We start from the raw sequence: 25,916 nt of genomic DNA, 5'->3' as shown, positions 1-25,916 counted from the left end.
GCTTCACCCCTATCTATTCTTCATAAGTTCACGCTGAATACGTGCTAATTTTCCTTGTAAACTACCATCATAAATGCGATTTCCAATGCGTACTTTAATGCCGCCTAGTAAATCTTCATCTACAACATTTTTTATACGGATTGCATCTTTTCCTGTTCTTTTTGCAAATGATTCTGCAATGTTAAGCTTTTCATCTTCTGATAGAAGACGAACTGAATATACAGTTGCATCAGCTACGTTACGTTCTTCATTAGCAAGAGCAACATATTCATTTGCAATTTCAGGTAGAATTTCAATACGTTTGTTATCAACTAAAATATATAACGTATTTAAAATTGATTCAGAAACAGAAGCAAACACGTTAGAAAGAAACGTTTTTTTCTGCTCCTTTGAAATGTTTGGTTGTGTTAAAAAGCTATGTAGTTCTCCGTTTTTTACAAAAACGTTTTGTACAAGGCGTAATTCTTCCTCAAACATTTCTAATACGTGTTTTTCTTTTGCAATTTGAAAAAGAGCGACAGCATAACGTTTTGCTACAATCTCATTGCTCATCGCGCTTCTCCTACTTCTTTAATATAATCGCGAATTAACTTCACTTGGTCTTCTTCTTTTAATTCTTTCTCAATTACTTTAGAAGCAATTTGAACAGATAAAGAAGCGACTTGTTCTTGCAGAGCAGCAATCGCATGCTCTTTTTCGCGTTGAATTTCTTGTACAGCAGATGCTTTAATAGATTCTGCTTCTTCTTTTGCAGCAGCAACAATAACATCTTTTTGATCTTCTGCTTGCTTTTTCGCTCTTTCGATTAACTCTTGTGCTTCAACACGTGATTGTTTTAACATTTCACGTTGTTCTTCTACTAATTTCTTCGCCTCTGCATTGTTTTGTTCTGCAGCATCGATTTCACTAGCAACATGCTCTTCACGTTCCTTCATAATTCCCATCAAAGGACCCCAAGCAAATTTACGTAGCATAATTAATAAAATTAGGAAAACTAACAATGTATAAGCAATCGTTCCAAATGGAATGGCAGCTCCTAAAATTAAAGTTGGCACAAGGATTCACTCCCTTCGTGATATCTAAATTGACTATATGAAAAAAAAGACAACCATTTCGTTCATAAAGCAATGGCGAAGAAAGTCCAAAAACACTCTTCGCCATCTATGTAAGGGGAGTCTCCCTTATTTGTTCATTACGATGAATGCAATAACTACACCGATGATTGGAAGTGCCTCAACTAATGCAACCCCGATGAACATAATTGTTTGAAGTGCGCCTTTTAATTCTGGTTGACGAGCAACACCTTCGATTGTACGTGATACGATAAGACCGTTACCAATACCTGCACCTAATGCTGATAAACCAATTGCAATTGCAGCTGCGATTACACCTAAACTCATTTAATTTGTCCTCCTTTGTATTATAAAAAAATAGATTTTTTTACTTACTTATTAAAGTATATTAATGGTCATGACTTACTTTATGAGCCATATAAACCATCGTTAACATTGTAAAGATAAACGCTTGGATTGAACCAACGAATACACTGAATCCCATCCATGCTAACATCGGCACAATAGCACCTAATGCTCCAAGTACTGTACTTCCGCCTAATTTAGCAAGTAATCCTAATAAAATCTCACCAGCATAGATGTTACCGAATAGACGAAGACCTAACGTTAATGTGTTAGCAAATTCCTCAATAACCTTTAAAGGAAATAAGAACTTCATAGGTTGGAAAAATCCTTTTAAGTATTCTTTTGTACCCTTCATCTTAATTCCATAATAATGGGTGAGGGTAACTACCATCACGGCTAATGTTAATGTAACTGCTGGGTCAGACGTTGGCGATCTCCACCATGCAATGTGTTCACCAGCCTCAGTTGTTGAATACATGAATGGTAGGCCGAGCATGTTTGATACGAAAATAAACATCATAAGTGTAACGCCGAGTGTTAAAAAGCGTCCACCTGTTTTCCAGTCCATCGTACTGTTAATAATCCCTTTCGCAAAGTCTAAAATCCACTCAAGAAAGTTTTGCATTCCTGTTGGACGAAGAGCTAATGTGCGAGTTCCAATAACAGCGATTAAGAAAACAATAACTGCTGCCACAGTAACCATCATGACTGAGGACAAATCGAACGTTAAACCTAGAAATTCAACTAATTTACCGTGTTCCACTAGTAATTCACCTCTCTTCCCTGCTCTTATACTCTAAATAAAGAAAATCTATGATCATGACAAGATATCCTGTCAGCAATCCTACACCTAAGCTCCACATCGCAATTAAATGCTGATATTTCGCGGCAAATAAAATTAATAACCCAATCGTGGCAAATCTCGAATATGTACTAACAGCCGTCGCTTTAAATTTCACGTGTTCTCCATTTGTAACGCGATCTAATAGCTTGTCTGTTCTACGTGCAATGATGCGCAAACTAAGAAAACTGAAAATCGTTCCGATAATCAGTCCAAGAAATACATCCTTGTAAGAGGTAAATCCCCATCCTAGCACTAGAAGCGCAAGCAAGTAGTACATATATTTCTTTTGTCTGTGGACAAGTCCATGTACATCTATCATCATTGCTCTCCCGAATAGTAATGTCGAATGAGTCGAATCATTGCGTAAATCCCTGTTCCTAATCCTAGCAATAAGCCTATAATAAGAAACAACGGAAACGTTCCAACCTTACTATCAATCCATTGCCCACCAAAAATCCCAACAAGAATGGAACCAACTAATTGAGCAAGAATACCTGACATTAAAGCATAAGCTTTTACCGGGTTGCGATCGTTTTTTTGCAAGGATTCATCCCTCCAATATGTAACCCTCATTCACGATGTGTTAATAATAACTCATTTTCTTGCATAAATTCTATACAAAATAAAAAGTTTACTTTTTCGTCACGGAATAGATGCAAATTTGTCACTGAAAGCCCTACCATCCATCCCCGTAGTTAGCATACAATAGGGTATTAGCACTGTCAACGAGAAATCGTAAAAAATCAAAAAATTTGAGTATTAGTAATTTCTTGCCAAAAATGAAAACGTTCCCCTTCTAAATACTGGTCAAAGATATCTGATTCCTTCAAGTTTTCTCCTTATAATAGAAGAAAAAGTTCACAAGTTTGTCACGATTATATTTTTACGATATAACGTTTTTCTTCTATAATATAGGGCTTATTAGACGTTTGACTTCTATATTATATGTGAAAAATATGCAAGTTATGTTGCATATACAAAAAATACCACACTCCTCCCCTGCCCTCAATATTTATACAAAAAAGACGAGTGGGGAATTCCCTCTCGTCTGTTGTCTTACTTCGTTCCAAATAAACGGTCACCAGCATCGCCAAGACCTGGAACAACATAACCATGGTCATTTAATTTTTCATCTAATGCCGCCACATAAATATCAACATCAGGATGTTCTTCTTGTACTACTTTTACTCCTTCTGGTGCAGCTACGATACACATTAATTTAATTTGCTTCGCACCGCGCTTTTTCAGAGAGTTAATTGCTTCAGCTGCAGAACCACCTGTCGCTAACATCGGATCAAGTACGATAAAGTCACGTTCTTCTACATCCGTTGGAAGTTTCACATAGTATTCTACCGGTTGCAATGTTTTTGGGTCACGGTATAAACCAACGTGTCCTACTTTTGCTGCTGGGATTAATTTCAGAATTCCGTCTACCATTCCTAAGCCTGCACGTAAAATCGGAATTAGACCAAGCTTTTTACCAGCGATCACTTTTGTTTTCGCTTTGCTTACAGGTGTTTCAATTTCGATTTCTTCAAGTGGAAGATCGCGTGTAATTTCAAATGCCATTAAGCTTGCTACTTCATCCACTAATTCACGAAATTCTTTTGTACCTGTATTTTTATCGCGAATATATGTAATCTTATGTTGAATTAACGGGTGATCAAATACATACAGTTTTCCCATGTGAATCTCTCCTTCAGATGATATTCATGCGTGCGTACACGCCGTTTTACACTATTTACGATTGTAAAGAAAACGCTACTAATATTCAAGGGCAAATTTGGAAAAGTTTCAAACCTATTATGAACCTACCTAATATCTTTACCAATTATGGAAGTTGTATCCTTCATTATATATCCAAAAATTATTCATTGTTTGTATACATACTTCGGAAGTTATCTATGTTCTCACTTAGCTAACCCGCTCTCCTATGTGAAAATATCCAAATTTCACTACCTTAAAACCCATTTATCCTGCCACTCGCAGACAGAGAAAACTACAATTTCATATCTTCTACGGTAGAAACTATCACTTATAGAAGGTATTCTGAAAAACTATCTATTAAGAACTTGTGTTTCAAATGAAAAAAAGACTGCTGAAACAATATATGCTTCAGCAGTCTTCATCTAATCTATTATAGATCTGTATACATTGGGAACTTATCTGTTAATGCTTCTACACGCTTACGTGCTTCTTCTAATGCAACTTCATCCTCATGATTTTTTAACGTATGAGCAATAATTGCTGCAATTTCATCCATTTCTTCTAATCCGAAGCCACGAGATGTTACCGCCGCTGTACCAATACGTACACCGCTTGTTACAAATGGGCTTGCTGTTTCAAATGGGATTGTGTTCTTGTTTACAGTAATACCAACTTCATCTAATACATGCTCTGCAACTTTACCTGTAATATCTAGGTTACGAACATCGATTAAGATAAGATGGTTGTCCGTTCCACCAGAAACAAGTGTAAGTCCTTCCTTTTGAAGACCTTCTGCTAAGCGCTGTGCATTATTAATGATATTTTGTGCATATGTTTTAAAGTCTTCTTGAAGTGTCTCACCAAATGCAACAGCTTTCGCAGCAATTACGTGCATTAGTGGTCCACCTTGAATACCAGGGAAGATTGATTTATCAATTTGCTTTGCAAATTTTTCTTCACATAAAATCATACCGCCACGTGGGCCACGTAATGTTTTATGTGTTGTTGTTGTAACGAAATGTGCATGTGGTACTGGGTTTGGATGTAAACCTGCTGCAACTAAACCTGCGATATGTGCCATATCTACCATTAAGTATGCACCAACTTCGTCTGCGATTTCACGGAATCTCTTGAAATCGATAACACGAGGGTACGCACTTGCACCTGCAACAATTAATTTTGGCTTATGTTCTTTTGCTTTTGCTAACACATCATCATAATTGATGCGGTGTGATTCAGCATCAACGCCATATTCTACGAAATTATATTGTACTCCACTAAAGTTAACAGGGCTTCCGTGTGTTAAGTGACCACCGTGGGATAAATTCATACCAAGTACTGTATCGCCTTGCTCTAAAATCGTGAAGTATACAGCCATGTTCGCTTGTGCACCAGAGTGTGGTTGAACGTTCACATGCTCTGCGCCAAAGATTTCTTTCACGCGATCACGTGCAATATCCTCTACTACGTCTACATGCTCACAACCGCCATAGTAACGTTTACCAGGATATCCTTCTGCATACTTGTTTGTTAAAACAGAACCTTGTGCTTCCATTACAGCTTCACTTACGAAGTTTTCTGAGGCAATTAATTCAATTTTTGAACGCTGTCTTCCTAGTTCTGCTTCAATTGCAGCAAATACTTTTTCATCTTGACGTTTTAAATGATCCACCAAAATCCCCCTTTTCTGAACGAATTACACTGATTCCCGATAGTTTTTTCTTATTTATTGAGAAAAAACGAAAATTCAAGTTGTAATTCTTTAGAACCTTCATGTTTTCAACTACATTCTAACATGACTTTCTATATCATAAAAGAAAAAAAGACCGAGTTCGGTCTTTTCTTTTATCCTTTACGAAGTCAGACTACATACCTCTTTACATGTTATATAAAGGATACAGTATTTCTGTTTCTTCTTTATTTTTAGCTACAAGTAACTGTTTCTTCTACTGCCGCATATACAGCACGTGCCCCACCAATAAGTTTCGCACGTGTTTTAGCCATCGTTACGTGTGCACTTCCAATCTCTTTTACACGTGTACGAATTGGAACCGCAACATGTTTTAGATGCATACCAATAAATGTATCACCGATATCCATGCCCGCATCTGCTTTTATAAATTCCACGACTACAGGATCCTTTAGATTGTGATAGGCATATGTTGCTAATGCACCACCGGCTGATCTAACAGGCGTAACAGTTACAATTTCAAATTGATACTTCATTGCCACTTCTCTCTCTACTACTAAAGCACGATTTAAATGCTCACAACATTGGAATGCCAACTCTATACCAGCTTGCTCTTGAAATTGTTTTAGCTCAAAAAAAATCGCTTCCGCCACTTCCATCGTTCCTGATGTCCCAATTCTCTCTCCGAGCACCTCGCTCGTGCTACAGCCCACTACAAAAATTTGCCCGCTTTGTAAAGAAGCTTGCTCTTGAAAATCAGAAAGCGATATTTGTAGCTGCTCTTTCATTTTTACTATTTCCGTCATGACGCCTCTTCCTTTCACAGATTGGTTCAACAAATTATAGTATGTCCTAATAGAAGATTACTTCGCTTCGTATGTTTTAATTTTCCCTACGCGATTTTCGTGACGTCCGCCTTCATAATCAGTTGTTAGCCAAATTTTTGCGATATCACGCGCTAAACCAGCACCAATTACACGCTCACCCATCGCTAACATATTCGTATCATTATGTTCTCTTGTTGCTCTTGCACTAAATGTATCATGTACTAACGCACAGCGAATACCGTGTACTTTATTTGCTGCAATTGACATACCAATGCCTGTTCCACAAATTAAAATACCACGGTCTACTTCACCATTTGCAACCATTTCTGCCGCTGGAAATGCAAAATCAGGATAATCAACAGAACCTGCTTCACATTCACATCCTAAATCAACATATTCAATATTCAATTCTTCTAATAAACTTACGATTTCTTTGCGGATATTCATTCCACCGTGATCAGATGCTACTACTACTTTCATTTTGACCCCTCCAAAATTTTAGTGAAACTTCTATCAAATAGGATTACTTATCCCCACTGATGAATGATTGCAAAAGTTTGATACTCACTTGCTCATTCCAAGCAAGATCATCTCCAATATCGTATTATACACGAAACATTAACCTTCTGAATATTTTTCCAATAAAGTTTGTACAAGTTTTTCCATCTCTACTAATGTTGATTGATAAATAGAAAGAGAACCGCCAAACGGGTCTGAAATATCTTTACTTGTACCCTCTACAAATTCATAGAATGTATGCACTTTCTCCCTAGCACTCGGATGATATTCAACCACAAGTTGTTTATGGCTTTCCGTCATCGTGAGTACCATATCAGCCCACTCAAGTAATTCATTCGTTATTTGCTGCGAAGCATGCGCTACTTTAATCCCCTTTTCTGCTAATGCATCTTTTGCATGTAAAGATGCATCACTTCCAAAACTGGCAAAAACACCAGCAGACTTCGCCTCAAATTCCCCTTCCCCATAGTGACGAAGCAACGCTTCTGCCATTGGGCTACGACATGTATTTCCAGTGCAAACAAACAACACTCGCTTCATCCAAATCCACTCCTTATGGTGAATGTCCTACATTCATCATAACGTACATTACAATGGAACAAAAGAAATGTGAACATACAAAAGGCGCATTTCCCTTTTATTTTTTCTAAGAGAAATACGCCTTATCCACATATATGTGAAACCCTAGTTCCAAGTACCTTCAATATAGTACCATACATCACTAAAACATCCCACGAAAAAAACTTATGACTAAATAAAATAAGGAATCCATTTCATATAAAATGGATTCCTTACAAAAAATCATTATTTCATTGTAACTTTCATTACTTCTGTTGAACCTTTTGTAGCTGAAACACCTACAGTTGTATTAATAGATTCAGCTGCATCTGTATTTGTAATAACAATTGGAGTAATTGTGCTTTTTGCTTTTTCGCGAATTAATTCTAAATCGAAAGAAATTAATTTATCGCCAGCTTTCACAGCTTGTCCTTCAGATACGTGAGCTTCGAAACCTTCGCCTTCCATTTTTACAGTTTCTAAACCAACATGGATTAAAATTTCTGTACCGTTTTTCGCTTTAATTCCAACAGCATGTTTTGTGTGGAATAATTGTACGATTTCGCCATCTACTGGTGATACAACTACACCTTCAGTGGGAACGATTGCAACACCGTCGCCCATCATACGACCAGCGAATACTGGATCTGGTACTTCTTCAATATTTTTCACTTCTCCAGTTAATGGAGCTACGAGTGTTTCTACATTTGTTTTTGAACCAAGGCCAAATAATTTTTTAAACATAGGATAGTCCTCCTTATAATTAGGTTGAAAATGTATAGGGCAATCCCTAGTAAAGATTGAGATACACATAAGACTTCATACTTCAAATATTATATTGTAAAAACGCTTTCGAAAAGAATTACGTTATTACCAATAGACCCTTATTGTATCGCTTTGCAAAATTCCAGTCAATTCAGATTGTCTGAATAACAATTATGAGAATTAACTTCTTACTTGTATTTTCTCCTCCACTTGTCTAGAGGTCTTTACAACATATTTATTTTTAATTATTGATTTGTAAAATTTTCTTCAAATTTTATAAAAAAGTCACTTGACTAAAGTAAGCAACTAATTTATCATAACTTACATAAAGTAAGTGAATAACTTTTTTGGAGGTTTTATAAATGATGAACATCGGTCTTCTTCTTATTCGTCTTATTATCGGAATTACATTCATGGGTCACGGTACTCAAAAATTATTTGGCTGGTTTGGTGGTCACGGTCTGAAAGGAACGGGCGGCTGGATGGAATCAATCGGCTTACGCCCTGGCGTATTCATGGCATTTATGGCTGGCGCAACTGAGCTATTAGGTGGTTTCTTATTCGCTGCAGGTATCTTCACTTGGGTTGGCTCATTATTTATCGTTGGTACAATGCTAGTTGCAATCTTTACTGTACACGGAAAAAATGGCTACTGGGTAACACAAAACGGGTTTGAATATAACATGATCTTAATCGCTATTGCAGTTGGCGTTGCGTTAACTGGACCTGGCGCTTACGTTTTACTTTAATCAGTTATCTCAATTTCAAGATATATAAGTGCAAATTGAAAAAAACTTTTTTTAGGTGGGAGAGAGCATCCGGCCATGCATAGAAGTGGTCAGGTCCTTTTCCAGCCCCATGCCAAGTGAAAACAAAGCGAGAAAATGAGTGCAGATCCTCTTTTATTCTTCATAGCCGCGACTTATATGTTGAAAAATCAAAATGTATTTATATATTTATTAATGATAGGAGTAGATTCCAAGCTGGAATCTACTCCTATTCTTTTTTCTCATTTACAAAAAACGTCAAAAAAATATTTTTTTAGCAGGAGTTTCCCTCCATTATCTTGTAAACAAACAAAGAAGTATTCATATCGAGGAAGGGAGATTACAAATATGCTTTCGATTAATCCAAACGAACAAACAGAAAAAGATAATTACAAATTATTAACAGGGAGTATCATTCCGCGCCCTGTAGCATTCGTAACTTCTGTAACAAAAGATGGTGTTTTAAACGGGGCTCCATATAGCTATTTTAATATCGTTGCTGCTAATCCGCCGCTCATTTCTGTTTCCGTACAACGTAAAGGAGGAGAAAGAAAAGATACTTCTCGAAACGCCATTGAAAAAGGTGAATTTGTTGTACATATTTCCGACGAATCCTATGTGGAGGCCATCAACGAAACCGCTGCAAACCTCCCTCCAAATCAAAGTGAAATTGAATTAGCGAAACTAACCCCGATCGAAAGTGATGTCATCTCCGTACCAGGCGTAAAAGAAGCGAATATTCGAATGGAATGCGTATTAGAACGCGCCATCCCACTAGGTGGAACAGAAGACTCCCCAGCATGTGACATTCTTATCGGCCGCGTTGTCCGGTTCCACGTCGCAGAACATTTATATGAAAACGGACGAATTCATGCAGAAGGACTAAAACCAGTAAGCCGCCTAGCAGGACACAACTACGCAAAATTAGGAGAACAATTTGAGCTTGTAAGGCCAATTTAAAAGTGGCGACAGCTCGTTCATTCCACAACAAAAAATCCCCCGCCATTATAAGCGGGGGATTTTTTTTTATATTTCTTCACGCTTTTCTTCTAGCGTAGGCGCATTTTCCTTCTTCGGTTTTCCAAGCTTTACAACAAAGAAATATAAAGAGAGCAATGTAATAAGAAAAACGATAAAAAATGGATACGGCGAATAAAACATACGAGCCGTATCTGTTTTTCCCTCAATAAATTTTAAAGAACTTATATCTAAAAACTCAGCAAACATTTGTACACCGAGCATACTAAACCAAAATACGAAAAAGCTAATAATAATACCCAAAATTTGTTTTACTCTTGTCACTTGTACCATCCCTTCTATGTATAAGAGTTAGAGTTATTTTTAGTGCGACAAGCAATAATAGAAACAGTAAGGTTGTACAGGAAAGAGGCTTCCGTTACCATTCCCAATTTCATTTCATCCAGCAAAGTACTACTATTTATAAAATAGCCCCGTAAACAATAAACCTACATAACTATCTTGATAAAAATGTCAAAAACTAAATGTACCATTTTCTTATATGATAGCAAGATTATATTGGAAAAAGAAGACATAATCCAAACCCAACAAGAATAATACCGCCGAGTACTTCACCATATGTACCGAGCATATGCTTTGCATGTCTTCCAATAAGTAAACCACCCCATGCTAATATCATACTGACCAATCCAAACATCAATATTGTTACAACCATTTGCGCTCCGTAAATCCCGAGGCTAAGCCCAACTGAAAAGCTATCTATACTTACACTAAATGCAAATACCAATAAGCTAATTCCTACCGGAGCAGACCTTGTTTCTTCACTTTCTAAAATGGAAGAATACACAATATAAAATCCTAATCCAATTAACAGAATAGCCCCAGCAACAGTCGCAATATGCCCAAATTTCTCTGATAAAAAACGACCTAGTATCATACCGAGAAACGGCATAACAATATGAAACAGCCCTATTGTCATACCGATATAAATGATTTGTCGCATTCTGAGCGTTATCATACCCATGCCGAGGCTTACAGAAAATGCATCCATCCCTAAGGCAAATGCCATTATAATCAAAGGTACTAGTTGTTCAACCGTCATCCATGTCCCTCCTCGGACTTGCTACTTCACAATATGCTCATCCGAGGAGAAATAGAATCTACGAAATTTTTCTGTATAAAGTGAAACTTTAATCAGTGGGAGTTTTCTTCATCCCCTACTGATTATTAGCCCCACTAATCGGGCTTTTACAGGATACATCCATTTCAATTATCCAACATTCACATTAGGGCCATGAAAAACAAAAGGTGACCCCGCGCTCTTTCTCTCCTTCTGGTTTCACTCGGCATGGGGCCAAAAAGGTACTGACCACTTCTATGCATGAGCGGATCCTCTCTTCCACCCTAAAAAATAGGTTTTAATTTTTCAACTCGCCTACTCTTCAATAATAATATGATGCCCTGCCGCTTTCGTTAAACGGTTCATGATCGCATTTCCAATTCCTTCATTCGGAAATGACTCACTAAAAATCACATCTACTTTGCTGGCATCAAATGTTCTCAGCACATCGTATAATTTAGTTGCAACGCTTGCTAAATCACTTCGCACTCCGCAAGACAATACAACATCCGCTTTATATTCATGTTGATATTCTTCTGTCGTTAATACACCTACCGTATACCCTTCGTCTTTCTTCTGATCTACAAGCTGTTGAATAAAATCACGAGACCCTTCAACAATACTAAGTGGTGCTTTCGGTGCATAATGTGTATATTTCATCCCTGGTGCCTTCGGTTTTTCTTTCTCATCTTTTAGCGCAGGATCTAACGAAACAGTTCCGATCACTTCTTCTAGCTGTTCCTTCGTAATCCCACCTGGACGTAAAATCGTCGGTACTTCACTTGTACAATCAATTACCGTTGATTCAACCCCAACGCCAGTCGCACCACCATCAACAATACCAGCAATCTTTCCATTTAAATCTTCATATACGTGAGATGCTAGTGTTGGACTCGGACGCCCAGAACGATTGGCACTGGGTGCTGCAACAGGTACATTCGCTTCTTCAATAAGAGCTAGCGCCACTGGATGATCCGGCATTCTAACTCCAACTGTATCTAAACCAGCCGTAACCTTTTCAGAAATCCCCTCTTTTTTCGGTAAAATAATTGTTAATGGTCCCGGCCAAAAGTGCTTCATTAAGACTTCTGCAACCTCTGGTATTTCTCTAACAATTCCTTTTAACTGCGATTTAGAACCAATATGGACAATCAGGGGATTATCACTCGGTCTGCCTTTCGCTTCAAAAATTTTCGCAATTGCTTCATCATTCATCGCATTTGCTCCTAGCCCGTATACCGTCTCTGTCGGAAAAGCAATCGCTTCATTTTCCCTTAGTAATTTTGCTGCTTTTTGTAATTGTGGATAATCTTTTTTTATTTCCACAACATTATCCACAGTCCACATATTTGTATGCATTTTTTCCCACGTCCTTTTTTCCCATGAAATACTTGTTATATTTAGTTTACTATGAGATTTATCCAAAAGACAAACAAGGTTTATCCACAAAATGTGGATAAACCCAATTAATCAGTGGATAACTTTGTGAATAGCTGACAATTTAGTATTATTACATTCTGCTGTTTTATATTTTCACAAAAATGTTCTAACTGCTGAATATCCTCTGGAACTTTATGTTTTTCCACAGTTATAAAGTTAAAAAACTGAAAGATCGTCACAGATTGTGGATGATTTGTGAGTAAATATACTTGCCCCATACTTTTCTCTTTCATATACTGCAAAAACATTTCAAAAAAATATAAGAAAGTCTTGTTATCCACAATGGGTGTGAACAAACAAGAACGAATGAGTGCATTTTCTCCTTTTTGTTCATAACCAATTACAGCTTGTATCTCTCCGTCATCTTCCAATATCATAAATTGCTCGTATAACTCATTTATTTTATCATCTTTTTTATTAGCTTGTCCGAAAAAAGAATGTAATCTCTCAACATCAGCGTTTGTAGCAAAATAAGTCTTTTTCACAACAAATCCCTCCTCATTTCTATATATGAGGAAGGATTCCAAACTAGTACTTATTTAGAAAATAACGATGTGAATGCTTCTACAATAAATAATTTCACTTTCGGTTTTTCCTCTTGCTCTTCTGTTTCTACTGTTTCAATTGTTTGTTTTTGTTTCTTCTCCAGAGGTTTTTCTATTTTTTCCACAGGCTGTTTTTCTCCCTGTTTTACGCTTTTTTCTTGTGCAATCTTTTCATTTGTTTCTTTCACAGGAGTTTGTACTTTTGAAATAACCTCTTTTTTCGATGTTTCTTGTCCCTTTTTTTGTTTCGACAGAACATCTTGATTTTGTTTTTCCGATACCTCTTCTTTTTCTTCCTGTATTTTTACTGGCCGTTCTTCCTCATCCATTGATTCTGCTTTTACAACATGCTCTTCTTTTTTTACAGCCGATCCACTAGAGAAATCTAGAAAACACATTGGCGGGAATAACACGCACCACCAATTTGCCCCTTCACCTTTTCCAATTGAAATGAGTACTGCTTCATATTCCCCTGCTGGATAAATAAAATTCCCATATACTTTTGTAGGAAATTTAATGTTTTTGCTAAATGTAACTTGAAATGATTCTTTACTTCCTTCGCGTTTTAACGTATTAGCAACCGTTTTTTCAATTTCTGGGATGTGACTCTGAATAACGCGACGTGCGTCTTCAAACGATTTCAAATCTGCTACCCAACCATCAATTTGCATCTTTACTTCATCGCGCACTTTACGTTTTAGCGCCTGATCTTCCTTCGAATCGCTATTTGCTAAAATACGTAATCGAACAGCTTCTTTCGGAATAACAGTTTTTCCCTTCGCATCAACTTTCATATATCCAAACTGCACAAGTAACTGTGCACCAATTAATAATAAAAGAAAATAGGCAATCGCTTGTTTTTTCATCTCCTACACCGTCCCTTCTGTAAACAGTGTAGACACTCTTACCTCTTTCTAAACTATTAAATTCTAAATCTATAGAAAAACTTTCGAGTGTATGTAAATACAAATTGAAAAAAAGATTTAAAACCTTTCTTTTTGGATGAAAGAGAGCATCTAGCCGTGCACAGATGCGGGCAGGTCACCTTTTATTTTTCATAGCCGCGACTTATATGTTGAAAAGGCAAAATGGATTTATATAGAAAAATGGAGTAAGGTTCTATCCTTACTCCATTTCCGCAAATACCATACGATCTTTTCCGTTAATATCAAATACAACTTCTACATGGGCATGCGGAAATGTCTGCTGCAATAACCTTTTAACATCTTCACCTTGCCCTATGCCTACTTCAAAAGCAACAATTGCTTTTCTTTGCAAGACGTTTGGCAACTCTTCCATAAAACGGCGATAAAAATCAAGCCCATCTTCCCCGCCAACAAGCGCACGCTTCGGTTCATGCTCTTTTACAACCGGAGAAAGACCTCTCCAGTCTTCTTCTGGAATATACGGGGGATTTGAAACAACAACATCTAATTTTTGCCCCGTTTCATAAAACGGTGATAATAAATCACCATGATAGAACCTTACATTTGCACCTAATGCTTTTGCATTTTCTTTCGCAACTTCAATAGATTCCTGTGCGATATCTACTGTATACATACGAAGATTTTGATTTTCTAAAGCGAGCGTAATTGAAATTGCTCCACTTCCCGTACCAATATCAGCTATATGCAGTTCCTGCTTACCAAACATACGCTGGATTCTATCTAATACACCTACTATAAGCTCTTCCGTTTCTGGTCTTGGTATTAATACTTCTTCATTTACGAAAAACGAACGACCATAAAACATTTCATATCCCATCATATATTGAACAGGAATCCCACCTACATGTTTGTGGATAAAGTTCGTAAACGTCTTCTGTTGTTCCTCAGACATTTCTTCACGCATGTTCATCATTAAGCCTGTTCGATTCGTCTTTAATACATGACAAAGGACAATTTCTCCCGCATTTTCATCTCGCCCATTTTCTTGTAAAAAAGAAGAAGCCCATTTCAGGGCTTCATAGACACGCATTACTCAGCTGCCTCCATCTTTTGCGCCTGATCTTCCATCACTAAGGCATTGATGAAATCATCTAACTTACCTTGTAAGATTTGATCTAGCTTCTGAATCGTTAAACCGATTCGATGGTCTGTAACACGGTTTTGCGGGAAGTTATACGTACGAATACGCTCTGAACGGTCTCCCGTACCAACAGCTTGTTTACGGTTTTGATCGTACTCAGCTTGCGCTTCTTGTCTAAATTTATCATAAACACGTGCACGTAATACTTTCATTGCTTTTTCTTTGTTCTTAATTTGCGATTTTTCATCCTGACAAGATACAACTACACCAGTCGGTAAATGCGTTAAACGTACCGCTGACATCGTTGTATTAACACTTTGTCCACCAGGACCACTAGAAGCAAATGTATCAACACGAACATCTTTTTCATGAATATCGATTTCTACTTCTTCTGCTTCCGGTAATACAGCTACAGTTGCTGTAGAAGTATGGATACGTCCTCCAGATTCTGTTTCCGGAACACGTTGCACACGGTGTGCACCATTTTCAAACTTCAACTTTGCGAAAGCGCCTTTACCGTTGATCATAAAGATAATCTCTTTATATCCACCTAACTCTGTATAACTCGCTTCGATAATTTCAGTTTTCCAACCTTGTACCTCAGCATAACGGCTATACATACGGTATAAATCACCAGCAAATAAAGCAGCCTCATCGCCACCAGCAGCACCACGAACCTCCACAATAACGTTTTTATCATCATTCGGGTCCTTTGGAACAAGTAAAATTTTCAGACGCTCTGATAATTCTTTCTCTTGTCCCTCTAACTCAGAAACTTCTTCCTTTACCATTTCACGCATGTCAGCATCTAACTTTTCTTCTAACATTGCCTTCGCATCTCGTAATTGCGCACGAACATCTTTATACTCACGGTACACCTCTACCGTTTCTTGCATATCAGATTGTTCCTTTGAATATTCACGAAGTTTATTCGAATCACTAATAACCTCTGGATCACTTAACAGCTCGTTTAACTTCTCATAACGATTTTCTACAGCTTGCAAACGATCTAACACATCATTCACCTCAACATCCTAGTCTTTAATACAAATAGTATATGGTACTTAATCAAAAAAACGCAAATTATTATTTTAAAAGTGTAGGCGGCTCGCTCAGAATGGGAGGGGGATGGAGCTTCTGACATAGAGGTGCCTTTTTCCTCGCAGGAAGAAGCGAAGCCACCGAAACTAGATATTATTTTAAAAGTACAGGCAGCCCCACTCTTCATCTATTTTCGAAAAAAACCCGCCCTATTGTAGCGAGTTTTACTTATTTTTGTTTTGTAGGTACTGCATGACAATGACGACAACGCGGCTCATATGACTCTGAAGCCCCAACTAAAATAATTGGATCATCGAATGCAGCCGGTTCTCCATCAATTAAACGTTGTGTACGGCTTGCTGGAGACCCGCATACAGAACAAACTGCTTGCAATTTTGTTACATGTTCAGCAATCGCCATCAGCTGAGGAACTTGTCCAAATGGTAGACCACGGAAATCTTGGTCTAAACCGGCTACAATGACACGATAGCCACGATTTGCCAATATTTGCACCACTTCCACAATGTCCCCATCAAAGAATTGCACCTCATCAATTGCAATAACGTCCATTTCTTCTGTTATATGATTAAATATATCTTTTGAAGCTGAAACAGGAACTGCTTTTACCTTTAATCCATTATGTGATACAACATCTTCTTCACTATAACGGTTATCAATACATGGTTTAAATACAATCGCATGTTGCTTTGCAAATTGTGTACGGCGCACGCGGCGGATGAGCTCTTCTGATTTTCCAGAAAACATACTTCCGCAAATCACTTCAACCCAACCGTTTTGATTTATTAAGTACATGGAGCTCTCCTTTCATCTACTTTTTTATCCAAAGTAGGGTAAAGGTTTAATATTTTCGCAAAAAAAACAGACAAGCGAATAGATACACTTGCCTGTTTTATGTTTTTTATTACTTAAGACCGTATTTCTTATTGAAGCGGTCAACACGTCCGTCTGCAGTAGCAAACTTCTGACGTCCAGTGTAGAATGGGTGAGAATCAGAACTGATCTCAACTTTTAGTAATGGATAAGTGTTTCCATCTTCCCACTCAACCGTTTCGCTAGATCCTTTAGTAGATCCGCTTAAGAATTTGAAGCCTGTGTTTGTGTCCATGAATACAACTTTCTTGTAATCCGGATGAATTCCTGCTTTCATTCTTTTCATCTCCTTCCGCCCTGAATCATTTTCGAAACAGAGTTTTTCATCTTTAGCTGCGAATACAACTATAATGATGAAACACATATGATGAAATTATAACAAGGCTAACTTCATTTTGCAACTACCTGTTTTTGTCTTTTATAAATTAAAAGCGAAAGCGGCTCGTTCAGAATGAGAGGAAGAAGCGAAGCCACCGACCATTCTTGCCGCTGAAACTGGATATACCTAAAAGCGGAGACGGCTCATTTAACTCTAACCAGCTAAACTTCTCCACAAAAAGGCATGAAAAAACTCGCTTAGCATAAAAATAAGCGAGTCATCACCGTTTCCCTTTACTTCGTTGTTACATATCTTTTGGAATCTGCAACAATGTTTTGTAAAAATTCTTCATTTGTTTTCATTTGACGCATCTTGCGTAAGAAACTTTCAACAAAGTCTGGTGTATCACGCATTGTTTTGCGAATGCCCCATAGCTTGTCTAAATGTTCTTTCGGAATTAATAGATCTTCTTTACGCGTACCAGAACGGCGAATATCAATCGCTGGGAAGATACGACGCTCAGCTAACGAGCGATCCAAATGAAGTTCCATATTACCTGTTCCTTTAAACTCCTCGTAAATAACATCATCCATACGAGACCCTGTATCAACAAGTGCTGTTGCTAAAATCGTTAAGCTACCGCCCTCTTCAATGTTACGAGCTGCCCCGAAAAATCGTTTTGGTCTATGGAACGCAGCTGGGTCAATACCACCCGATAACGTACGTCCACTTGGTGGAATAACAAGATTGTAAGCACGTGCTAAACGGGTAATACTATCCATTAAAATGATAACGTCTTTTTTATGTTCTACAAGACGCATCGCACGTTCTAATACAAGCTCAGCCACCTTAATGTGGTTTTCCGGTACTTCATCGAACGTAGAACTTACAACATCACCTTTAACAGAACGTTCAATATCCGTTACTTCCTCTGGACGTTCGTCAATTAAAAGTACGATTAATTCTGCTTCTGGATGATTTGTTGTGACACTATGAGCAATTTCTTTTAATAGTATCGTTTTACCAGCCTTTGGAGGCGCGACAATTAAACCACGTTGTCCAAATCCAACTGGTGCAATTAAATCCATGATGCGTGTTGATAGTTTCTTCGGCTCCGTCTCCAATTTCATTTGACGATTTGGATATAACGGTGTTAATGCAGGGAAATGCACACGCTCTTTTGCTGATTCTGGATCATCACCATTTACTGCTTCGACTTGCAGCAATCCAAAATAGCGTTCGTTTTCTTTCGGCGGGCGTACTTTACCAGAAACCTTATCTCCATTACGCAAATCAAAACGACGAATTTGCGAAGCTGAAATATAAATATCTTCTGAGCTTGGAGAATAGTTGATTGGACGTAGGAACCCAAATCCTTCTGATTGAATAATTTCGAGTACACCTTCCATGAAGAAGAAACCTTCTTTTTCTGCACGAGCTTTTAATATAGCAAAAATTAACTCTTTCTTTGTTAATTTGCTGTAATACGAAATCTTAAATTCTTTCGCATGCTCGTATAACTCTTTTAATTTCATGTTTTCTAATGCTGCAATTGACAAATTCATTCAGACACCACACTTTGACATTATTCTCTTTTCACATGGGTAAAGGGAAAATATACGGAAGGCAAATACATAATAATGAAAGGCAATAAGTTCAAGTAGGGTAATATTCACTATTGTAACCCTTTTATCCAGTTTTAATCAATACGTTGTAACACAAATACAAGAAGCGAAGACAAGAAAATTTGCCTCCGCTTTTTATATTGCTTCTGTTTTCTCTTTATTTAATTACTAAATTTGGTTTTTTATTTAAGCTATGGCGTCCGTCAACGAAACGAACTGTTCCGGATTTTGCACGCATAACAAGGGATTCTGTTGTACCAACACTGCCTTTAAATTGAACACCACGTAGTAATTCACCATCTGTTACGCCTGTTGCTGCAAAGATTGCGTCGTCACCTTTCACTAAGTCTTCCATACGAAGGATACGATTTATATCTTCAATACCCATTTTTTTACAACGAGCTAATTCTGCTTCATTTTGAGGAAGAAGCTTCCCGTGAATTTCCCCGCCCAAACATTTTAATGCAACTGCTGCAAGAACGCCTTCAGGTGCACCACCAGAACCGAATAAAATATCAACACCTGTACGATCAAATGCTGTATTAATTGCTCCAGCTACATCGCCATCATTAATCAATTTAATACGAGCGCCAGCTTTGCGAATTTCTTCAATAATCGCTTGGTGACGCGGGCGGTTTAGAACTGTTGCTACAACATCTTCAATATCTTTATTTTTCGCTTTTGCAACAGCGCGTAAGTTATCAATAATAGGTGCGTCAATATCAACTGCACCAACTGCTTCTGGTCCAACTGCAATTTTATCCATGTACATGTCAGGAGCATGTAACAAATTACCGTGATCCGCAATCGCAATAACAGCAAGTGCATTCCAACCTCCAGCTGCTACGATATTCGTTCCTTCTAACGGATCAACTGCAACATCGACGCGCGGTCCGTATCCTGTACCTAATTTTTCCCCGATGTATAGCATTGGCGCTTCATCCATTTCCCCTTCACCAATTACAACTGTACCTTTCATCGGAATTGTATCGAACACATCGCGCATTGCTGATGTTGCTGCACCGTCTGCTTCATCTTTTTTTCCGCGTCCCATCCAACGCGCTGATGATAATGCTGCAGCCTCTGTTACACGTACTAACTCCATAGATAAACTTCTTTCCACAATAATCCCTCTCCTTTTAAGTCTTAATATTTATGCCGCATTTTGTGAACCGGTTCCTTCTATAAAGTGTAGCTTTCGTCAGCAGTAATTCTTCATCCCCCATTAACGGAAGCACCACCACTTCATCTTCATCTTGCAATAATAAGCAAAACTCCATATCAAGAGTACATTGCCAACAATCATTGCAAATTATGCATTTTTCATTTCTTCAATCTCTTGCCGCGTCATTTGTTCTCGCCAAATGTTCGCACCAAGACCTTTAAGCTTGTCTACTATATTTTCATAACCTCGGTCAATATGTTCAAGCCCTGTCACTTCTGTAATCCCTTCAGCCATTAATCCTGCAATTACAAGTGCAGCACCCGCCCGTAAATCGCTCGCTTTTACCTTTGCTCCTTGCAAAGCAACAGGTCCTGTCACAATAGCAGAACGGCCTTCTACCTTAATTTGTGCATTCATCCGGCGCAATTCATCAATATGTTTAAAACGAGCACCGTAAATCGTATCCGTTACAACTCCCGTTCCATGCGCCTTTGTTAAAAGAGTTGTAAAAGGTTGTTGTAAATCTGTCGGAAATCCTGGATACACAAGTGTTTTTATATCAACAATCTTTAATTTACGATCCCCATTTACCTTAATTTGATCATCGTTCGTCTCAACTTGTACACCAGCTTCTCGTAATTTTGCAGTGATTGACTCTAAATGTTGCGGGATTACATTATCAACTGTTATTTCTCCACCAGACGCCGCTCCTAAAATCATGTACGTACCCGCTTCAATTCGGTCTGGAATAATAGAATGGTGACAACCGTGCAGAGAATTCACACCATCAATACGAATCACATCTGTACCAGCACCTTTAATTCGTGCCCCCATACTTGTTAGTAATGTTGCTACATCAATAATTTCTGGTTCTTTCGCAGCGTTTTCAATCACCGTTCTACCTTTTGCACGCACAGCTGCTAGCATAATGTTAATCGTTGCTCCTACACTAACAACATCTAAATAAATACGAGCTCCTCGTAATTCATCCGCTCTTAAATAGATTGCACCTTGCTCATTTGTCACATGTGCACCTAATGCTTCAAATCCTTTAATGTGCTGATCAATTGGTCTTGGCCCTAAGTGACATCCACCAGGAAGCCCAATTACAGCTTTGTTAAAGCGGCCAAGCATAGCGCCCATCAAGTAATAAGAAGCACGTAATTTTTTTACCTTCCCGTTCGGCAAGGGCATAGCAACCATTTTGGAAGGATCAACCGTCATCTCTTCCTCCTGATTGTACGTTACAGCTCCTCCAATTTCCTCTAATAGGTCTCCTAACATCTTCACATCTGAAATATTAGGTACACCACCGATGGTCACTGGAGTATCAGCTAAAATGGTCGCTGGAATTAGAGCAACAGCACTGTTCTTTGCACCGCTCACGCGAATTGATCCGTTTAAAGGTCTTCCACCTTCAATCAGCAACTTTTCCATGTTGAGCTCCCTTCTTATGAATGTATTTATTTTCCTTAAGAATCTCATTTGTTCAGCATACTATCAAGAAAAACAAAAGAGCCAATCATTTTTGACTTTTCCCTTTCCTCAACTTAACAAGTGGTAAGCCCTCACCTTAGAATAGGTAGGCTTTAGGCGAGTAGATGAAGACTAACTGCCCGTCAAGCTATACTCGTCAATTCATCTTAGATACATGATAACGTTTATTAATAGAATCATTCACACCATTTTCCATTTTCACATTTCCTTACAGTTTATGTGAATAAATTGGCAATTCATTTAATCTTAAGACTTGTTCACGCTTTCATTATACAACGAAAGGAAACCGTCTAAAAGACTAGACGGTTTCCAAAACGGAATTTTATTCTTACGCTTTACCGTTAGAACCGAATTCACGAATTTTACCAATAACAGTTGCTTTGATAGCTTCGCGGCCAGGTCCGATAAATTTACGAGGATCGTAAACTTCTTGATCTTTGTTTAATACTTCACGAACAGCTTTTGTAAACTCGATTTGGTTCTCAGTGTTTACGTTGATTTTTGAAGTACCTAAAGAAATAGCTTTTACGATATCAGCAGTTGGGATACCAGTACCACCGTGAAGTACTAAAGGTACACCAGTGAAGTCGCGAACTTGTTCCATTTCTTTAAATCCTAAGTTAGGCTCACCTTTGTAAGGGCCGTGTACAGAACCTAAAGCTGGAGCTAGGCAATCGATACCTGTTGCTTCAACAAGGTGTTTACACTCTTCAGGATTAGCATAGATAACGCCTTCAGCGATTACATCGTCTTCTTGTCCGCCAACTGTACCAAGCTCAGCTTCTACAGATACGTTACGAGCGTGTGCGTATTCTACTACTTTTTTAGTAGTTTCAACGTTTTCTTCGAATGGGTGGTGAGAAGCGTCGATCATTACAGATGTGAAACCTGCATCGATTGCTTCTTTACATTTTTCGAAGCTTGAACCATGGTCAAGGTGAATCGCTACAGGAACAGTGATGTTCATTTCTTCGATTAAAGCTCTAACCATAGCTACAACTGTTTTGAAACCAGTCATATGACGAGCTGCACCCTCAGATACACCTAAGATTACAGGAGATTTTTCTTCTTCCGCAGCAGCTAAGATAGCTTGAGTCCACTCTAAGTTGTTCATGTTGAATTGACCAACTGCGTATTTTCCTTCTAGTGCTTTGTTTAGCATTTCTTTCATGGAAACTAAAGGCATGATGAATCCTCCTAAAAAACGTTTTTTGTATCCGATAAGTTCTTATCGCTGGTAGTATGACCAGAATAAGGTAAAATATGTATATCTACATACCGGACTTTTTTCTACACTCAATAGGATAACAACTTGTACTCAAAAACTCAACTGTATTCACCTGCTCATCAGTCCATGTAAACGCTTTTTTTCATATTTTTTATAAAAAATTCATTTTTAAGCCTCTACAGCGATTTCATTTCGTACTGCTTGGCGAATTTCATCAATATCAAACGGCTTAGCAAAGTGCATTAAAGCTCCTAAATCTTTTGCTTCTTGGATCATATCCAACTCCCCATAAGCAGTCATTAAAATAACTTTAATATCTTCGTTAATTTCTTTCACATGTTTTAAAATCTCTATACCATCCATACCTGGAATTTTCATATCTAGAATAACTAAATCTGGATTATCCTTTTTCACAATATCTAAAGCTTGAAATCCATTTGCTGCTTGGAACGTTTGATAACCTTCTTTTTGGAACACTTCATGCAATAACACACGAATGCCGTATTGATCATCAACGATTAAAATTTTCCCTTCCATAGTCCCCAACCTTTCTGTGTAAATACAAGATTAAAAGCTTCTTATATCTTATTCGATTTATTTTCGCTATTCTTTACCAAATTCCTTCCCATTTCTTTCTTATTTTACCGCCTACTATTTTGTTATGCTACCTCTATTACTTCGCCTTTCTAAAAAAATAAGCTATAATGAAAGCCGCCTTAACACAATCGAAAGGAGCAATACAATGTTAAAAATTTTTTCTACTCAGCTAAGCGGCTATTTCACAAAGATTTCTCAAAAAGAAGAGATGAATATAGAAGATAGTGCCCGTCTACTTGCGCAAGCGTTAGTTGGTGATGGCATCGTTTATTTACACGGTACAAACGAAATGGACGGCGTTGTTTCGGAAGCATTACACGGCGCAGAGCCGCTAAAACATGCAAAGCGCTTAATCGAAAATGGTACAAAAGCAGAAGTGACATCCGCAGACCGCGTACTTCTTATCAGTCGTTTTTCAACAGATGAAAATATTATTTCATTAGCGAAGCAGCTACAAGAAGAAGGACACTCCATTGTTGGTATTTCAGCCATCCAAAATGGCGAAGTCTCACTAGAACAATTCACAGATGTACATATTGATACAAAATTGCTAAAAGGTTTAATCCCGGATGATGAAGGCAACCGTTATGGGTTCCCAAGTTTAATCTTATCTCTATTTGCTTATCACGGATTAAAATTTACAATTGATGAAATGATAAACGAATATGAGTAAAAGAAAAAGGCGTCCAAATTTGGACGCCTTTTTTATTACTTGCTTTCTTTATTCGTAATAGAAGCTTTTACGAAATCATGGAACAATGGTTGTGGACGGTTTGGACGAGATACAAGTTCTGGGTGGAACTGTGCTGCCACGAACCAAGGGTGATCTTGTAATTCAATGATCTCTACTAAACGACCATCTGGGCTTGTACCAGAGAAGATAAATCCAGCGCCTTCCATGTCTTTACGGAATTCGTTGTTGAACTCATAACGATGACGATGACGCTCGTATACAACTGGTTCATTATACGCATTGTAAGCATTTGTTTCTGGAGTAAGCTTACATGGGTATAGACCAAGACGAAGTGTGCCACCTAAGTCTTCTACATCTTTTTGTTCTGGTAATAAGTCAATAATTGCATAAGGCGTGTCAGGATTAATTTCAGAAGAGTTAGCCCCTTCTAATCCTAATACGTTACGTGCAAATTCGATTGATGCAAGTTGCATTCCTAAGCAAATTCCTAAGAATGGAACTTTATTTTCACGTGCATATTGAATTGCAGCGACTTTTCCTTCTACACCGCGATCGCCGAAGCCACCTGGTACAAGGATACCGTCTGTGTCGCCAACTAATTCTTTTACGTTTTCTGCTGTTACGTGCTCAGCATTTACCCATTTCACTTCTACATCTGTATCAAATGAATATCCTGCATGGCGAAGTGCTTCTACAACAGAAATGTATGCATCTTGAAGTTCTACATATTTACCAACAAGAGCGATTTTTGTTTTCTTAGATAGGTTACGTACTTTTTCAACTAATGCAGTCCACTCTGTCATATCTGCAGCTGGATTGTCTAGTTTTAAGTGATCGCAAACGATTTGGTCCATATTTTGCTCTTGAAGCGATAATGGAACTGCATATAACGTATCTGCATCACGCGCTTCGATAACTGCTTTTGTATCGATGTCACAGAATAAAGCAAGTTTGTCTTTCATATCTTGAGAAACAGGCAATTCTGTACGAACAACGATAATATTTGGCTGAATACCTAAGCTACGAAGTTCTTTAACGCTATGTTGCGTTGGTTTTGTTTTCATTTCACCCGCTGCTTTTAAGTACGGGATTAATGTACAGTGAATATACATTACGTTGTCACGACCAATATCGCTCTTAATTTGGCGAATTGCTTCTAGGAATGGTAGAGACTCGATGTCACCAACAGTTCCCCCGATTTCTGTAATAACAACGTCCGCATTTGTTTCGCGGCCTGAACGATATACACGCTCTTTAATTTCATTTGTAATGTGAGGAATAACTTGAACTGTTCCTCCTAAATATTCACCACGACGCTCTTTTTGAAGAACAGAAGAGTAAATTTTACCTGTTGTTACGTTGCTGTATTTGTTTAAGTTAATGTCAATGAAACGCTCATAGTGACCAAGGTCTAAGTCTGTTTCTGCGCCATCATCTGTTACGAATACCTCACCGTGTTGGTATGGGCTCATTGTCCCTGGGTCTACGTTAATGTATGGGTCAAACTTTTGGATTGTTACGTTTAAACCACGATTTTTTAAAAGTCTTCCAAGAGATGCTGCTGTAATCCCTTTCCCTAAAGAAGATACTACACCGCCTGTTACGAAAATATACTTAGTCATAAAAGTACTCCCTTCTACTTTGTTGTTATAT

The 25,916-nt window shown here is 38.0% G+C and carries 31 protein-coding genes; 3 read left to right on the top strand and 28 right to left on the bottom strand.

Annotation, left to right across the window (positions count from 1 at the left end; translation table 11 throughout):
• Window positions 1-9 precede the first annotated feature (9 nt).
• The 13 genes from C564_RS0107805 to C564_RS0107745 all read right to left on the bottom strand — a co-directional run bounded on the left by C564_RS0107805 (window position 10) and on the right by C564_RS0107745 (window position 8,307).
• The gene (locus C564_RS0107805) at window positions 10-552 is read right to left on the bottom strand and encodes a F0F1 ATP synthase subunit delta (protein WP_018764928.1); all 543 of its coding nucleotides are present in this window, start codon (window positions 550-552) and stop codon (window positions 10-12) included.
• Window positions 549-1,055 carry a F0F1 ATP synthase subunit B gene (gene atpF, locus C564_RS0107800; protein WP_003202282.1) on the bottom strand — a complete coding sequence of 169 codons (507 nt, stop codon included), beginning with the start codon at window positions 1,053-1,055 and terminating at the stop codon, window positions 549-551. The genes C564_RS0107805 and atpF overlap by 4 nt, the downstream gene beginning before the upstream one ends.
• 126 nt (window positions 1,056-1,181) lie before the next feature.
• The gene (atpE, locus tag C564_RS0107795; RefSeq protein ID WP_000052064.1) at window positions 1,182-1,400 is read right to left on the bottom strand and encodes a F0F1 ATP synthase subunit C; all 219 of its coding nucleotides are present in this window, start codon (window positions 1,398-1,400) and stop codon (window positions 1,182-1,184) included.
• 61 nt (window positions 1,401-1,461) lie between these two features.
• Window positions 1,462-2,181 (bottom strand): F0F1 ATP synthase subunit A, encoded by a 720-nt coding sequence (atpB, locus tag C564_RS0107790; protein ID WP_006096655.1) that lies wholly within the window; start codon window positions 2,179-2,181, stop codon window positions 1,462-1,464.
• Between the two features lie 7 nt (window positions 2,182-2,188).
• On the bottom strand, window positions 2,189-2,581 hold the full coding sequence (locus C564_RS0107785) for an ATP synthase subunit I (RefSeq protein ID WP_003202279.1): 393 nt from the start codon (window positions 2,579-2,581) through the stop codon (window positions 2,189-2,191).
• Complete coding sequence (locus C564_RS0107780; RefSeq protein WP_001171217.1) at window positions 2,581-2,805, bottom strand: AtpZ/AtpI family protein; 225 nt, start codon at window positions 2,803-2,805, stop codon at window positions 2,581-2,583. The genes C564_RS0107785 and C564_RS0107780 overlap by 1 nt, the downstream gene beginning before the upstream one ends.
• 26 nt (window positions 2,806-2,831) lie before the next feature.
• Window positions 2,832-2,945 (bottom strand): DUF4024 domain-containing protein, encoded by a 114-nt coding sequence (locus C564_RS0107775; RefSeq protein WP_003202277.1) that lies wholly within the window; start codon window positions 2,943-2,945, stop codon window positions 2,832-2,834.
• A 373-nt stretch (window positions 2,946-3,318) separates the two neighbouring features.
• Window positions 3,319-3,948 (bottom strand): uracil phosphoribosyltransferase, encoded by a 630-nt coding sequence (upp, locus tag C564_RS0107770; RefSeq protein WP_003202275.1) that lies wholly within the window; start codon window positions 3,946-3,948, stop codon window positions 3,319-3,321.
• A gap of 451 nt (window positions 3,949-4,399) precedes the next feature.
• The gene (gene glyA, locus C564_RS0107765; protein ID WP_018764927.1) at window positions 4,400-5,641 is read right to left on the bottom strand and encodes a serine hydroxymethyltransferase; all 1,242 of its coding nucleotides are present in this window, start codon (window positions 5,639-5,641) and stop codon (window positions 4,400-4,402) included.
• A 251-nt stretch (window positions 5,642-5,892) separates the two neighbouring features.
• Window positions 5,893-6,465, bottom strand: coding sequence for a TIGR01440 family protein (locus C564_RS0107760; RefSeq protein ID WP_018764926.1), 573 nt, complete (start codon window positions 6,463-6,465; stop codon window positions 5,893-5,895).
• Between the two features lie 57 nt (window positions 6,466-6,522).
• On the bottom strand, window positions 6,523-6,966 hold the full coding sequence (gene rpiB, locus C564_RS0107755; RefSeq protein ID WP_003202270.1) for a ribose 5-phosphate isomerase B: 444 nt from the start codon (window positions 6,964-6,966) through the stop codon (window positions 6,523-6,525).
• 138 nt (window positions 6,967-7,104) lie between these two features.
• Complete coding sequence (locus C564_RS0107750; RefSeq protein ID WP_018764925.1) at window positions 7,105-7,545, bottom strand: low molecular weight protein arginine phosphatase; 441 nt, start codon at window positions 7,543-7,545, stop codon at window positions 7,105-7,107.
• 264 nt (window positions 7,546-7,809) lie between these two features.
• Window positions 7,810-8,307, bottom strand: coding sequence for a PTS sugar transporter subunit IIA (locus C564_RS0107745; RefSeq protein WP_003202266.1), 498 nt, complete (start codon window positions 8,305-8,307; stop codon window positions 7,810-7,812).
• Window positions 8,308-8,690: 383 nt separating this feature from the next.
• On the opposite strand from C564_RS0107745, the gene C564_RS0107740 reads away from it, so the two are divergent.
• The gene (locus C564_RS0107740) at window positions 8,691-9,077 is read left to right on the top strand and encodes a DoxX family protein (protein WP_016112690.1); all 387 of its coding nucleotides are present in this window, start codon (window positions 8,691-8,693) and stop codon (window positions 9,075-9,077) included.
• A gap of 366 nt (window positions 9,078-9,443) precedes the next feature.
• A complete protein-coding gene (locus C564_RS0107735) occupies window positions 9,444-10,055 on the top strand; it encodes a flavin reductase family protein (RefSeq protein WP_018764924.1) in 612 nt (203 codons plus the stop codon).
• A gap of 66 nt (window positions 10,056-10,121) precedes the next feature.
• Here C564_RS0107735 and C564_RS0107730 read toward each other — a convergent pair whose 3' ends face one another.
• From C564_RS0107730 to spo0F, 14 genes are all read right to left on the bottom strand, one after another.
• On the bottom strand, window positions 10,122-10,397 hold the full coding sequence (locus tag C564_RS0107730; protein ID WP_018764923.1) for a DUF3935 domain-containing protein: 276 nt from the start codon (window positions 10,395-10,397) through the stop codon (window positions 10,122-10,124).
• A gap of 229 nt (window positions 10,398-10,626) precedes the next feature.
• The gene (locus C564_RS0107725) at window positions 10,627-11,175 is read right to left on the bottom strand and encodes a manganese efflux pump MntP (protein WP_006096663.1); all 549 of its coding nucleotides are present in this window, start codon (window positions 11,173-11,175) and stop codon (window positions 10,627-10,629) included.
• Window positions 11,176-11,508: 333 nt separating this feature from the next.
• Entirely contained in the window at window positions 11,509-12,552 is a 1,044-nt protein-coding gene (locus C564_RS0107720) for an L-threonylcarbamoyladenylate synthase (RefSeq protein ID WP_016112693.1), read from the bottom strand.
• Between the two features lie 107 nt (window positions 12,553-12,659).
• Entirely contained in the window at window positions 12,660-13,118 is a 459-nt protein-coding gene (locus tag C564_RS0107715) for a mechanosensitive ion channel protein (RefSeq protein WP_018764922.1), read from the bottom strand.
• Between the two features lie 50 nt (window positions 13,119-13,168).
• On the bottom strand, window positions 13,169-14,044 hold the full coding sequence (gene spoIIR / locus C564_RS0107710) for a stage II sporulation protein R (protein WP_018764921.1): 876 nt from the start codon (window positions 14,042-14,044) through the stop codon (window positions 13,169-13,171).
• A gap of 259 nt (window positions 14,045-14,303) precedes the next feature.
• Window positions 14,304-15,155, bottom strand: coding sequence for a peptide chain release factor N(5)-glutamine methyltransferase (gene prmC / locus C564_RS0107705; RefSeq protein ID WP_018764920.1), 852 nt, complete (start codon window positions 15,153-15,155; stop codon window positions 14,304-14,306).
• A complete protein-coding gene (prfA, locus tag C564_RS0107700; RefSeq protein ID WP_026008495.1) occupies window positions 15,155-16,222 on the bottom strand; it encodes a peptide chain release factor 1 in 1,068 nt (355 codons plus the stop codon). Before prfA ends, prmC begins: the two co-directional genes overlap by 1 nt.
• A gap of 253 nt (window positions 16,223-16,475) precedes the next feature.
• Window positions 16,476-17,060 (bottom strand): thymidine kinase, encoded by a 585-nt coding sequence (locus tag C564_RS0107695; protein ID WP_006096669.1) that lies wholly within the window; start codon window positions 17,058-17,060, stop codon window positions 16,476-16,478.
• A gap of 109 nt (window positions 17,061-17,169) precedes the next feature.
• Window positions 17,170-17,415, bottom strand: a complete 246-nt coding sequence (locus C564_RS0107690) for a type B 50S ribosomal protein L31 (RefSeq protein ID WP_000643436.1) — start codon at window positions 17,413-17,415, stop codon at window positions 17,170-17,172.
• 335 nt (window positions 17,416-17,750) lie between these two features.
• Window positions 17,751-19,022: a transcription termination factor Rho gene (gene rho, locus C564_RS0107685; RefSeq protein WP_003202242.1), complete on the bottom strand. Its 1,272-nt coding sequence runs from the start codon at window positions 19,020-19,022 to the stop codon at window positions 17,751-17,753.
• Window positions 19,023-19,239: 217 nt separating this feature from the next.
• Window positions 19,240-20,205 carry a class II fructose-bisphosphatase gene (gene glpX, locus C564_RS0107680; protein WP_003209232.1) on the bottom strand — a complete coding sequence of 322 codons (966 nt, stop codon included), beginning with the start codon at window positions 20,203-20,205 and terminating at the stop codon, window positions 19,240-19,242.
• Between the two features lie 189 nt (window positions 20,206-20,394).
• Window positions 20,395-21,684 (bottom strand): UDP-N-acetylglucosamine 1-carboxyvinyltransferase, encoded by a 1,290-nt coding sequence (gene murA, locus C564_RS0107675; RefSeq protein ID WP_018764919.1) that lies wholly within the window; start codon window positions 21,682-21,684, stop codon window positions 20,395-20,397.
• 388 nt (window positions 21,685-22,072) lie between these two features.
• Window positions 22,073-22,930, bottom strand: coding sequence for a class II fructose-bisphosphate aldolase (locus C564_RS0107670; RefSeq protein WP_018764918.1), 858 nt, complete (start codon window positions 22,928-22,930; stop codon window positions 22,073-22,075).
• Between the two features lie 210 nt (window positions 22,931-23,140).
• Window positions 23,141-23,509: a sporulation initiation phosphotransferase Spo0F gene (gene spo0F, locus C564_RS0107665; protein WP_000398590.1), complete on the bottom strand. Its 369-nt coding sequence runs from the start codon at window positions 23,507-23,509 to the stop codon at window positions 23,141-23,143.
• A 205-nt stretch (window positions 23,510-23,714) separates the two neighbouring features.
• On the opposite strand from spo0F, the gene C564_RS0107660 reads away from it, so the two are divergent.
• Window positions 23,715-24,242: a DUF2529 domain-containing protein gene (locus tag C564_RS0107660; protein ID WP_018764917.1), complete on the top strand. Its 528-nt coding sequence runs from the start codon at window positions 23,715-23,717 to the stop codon at window positions 24,240-24,242.
• Window positions 24,243-24,277: 35 nt separating this feature from the next.
• On the opposite strand, the gene pyrG is transcribed toward C564_RS0107660, so the two are convergent.
• Window positions 24,278-25,885, bottom strand: a complete 1,608-nt coding sequence (pyrG, locus tag C564_RS0107655) for a CTP synthase (protein WP_003202338.1) — start codon at window positions 25,883-25,885, stop codon at window positions 24,278-24,280.
• Between the last annotated feature and the right edge of the window lie 31 nt (window positions 25,886-25,916).

The organism is Bacillus sp. 105MF (assembly GCF_000374885.1).
Taxonomy (GTDB): Bacteria; Bacillota; Bacilli; order Bacillales; family Bacillaceae_G; genus Bacillus_A; species Bacillus_A pseudomycoides.
This window is presented reverse-complemented; position numbering and strand designations above follow the sequence as displayed.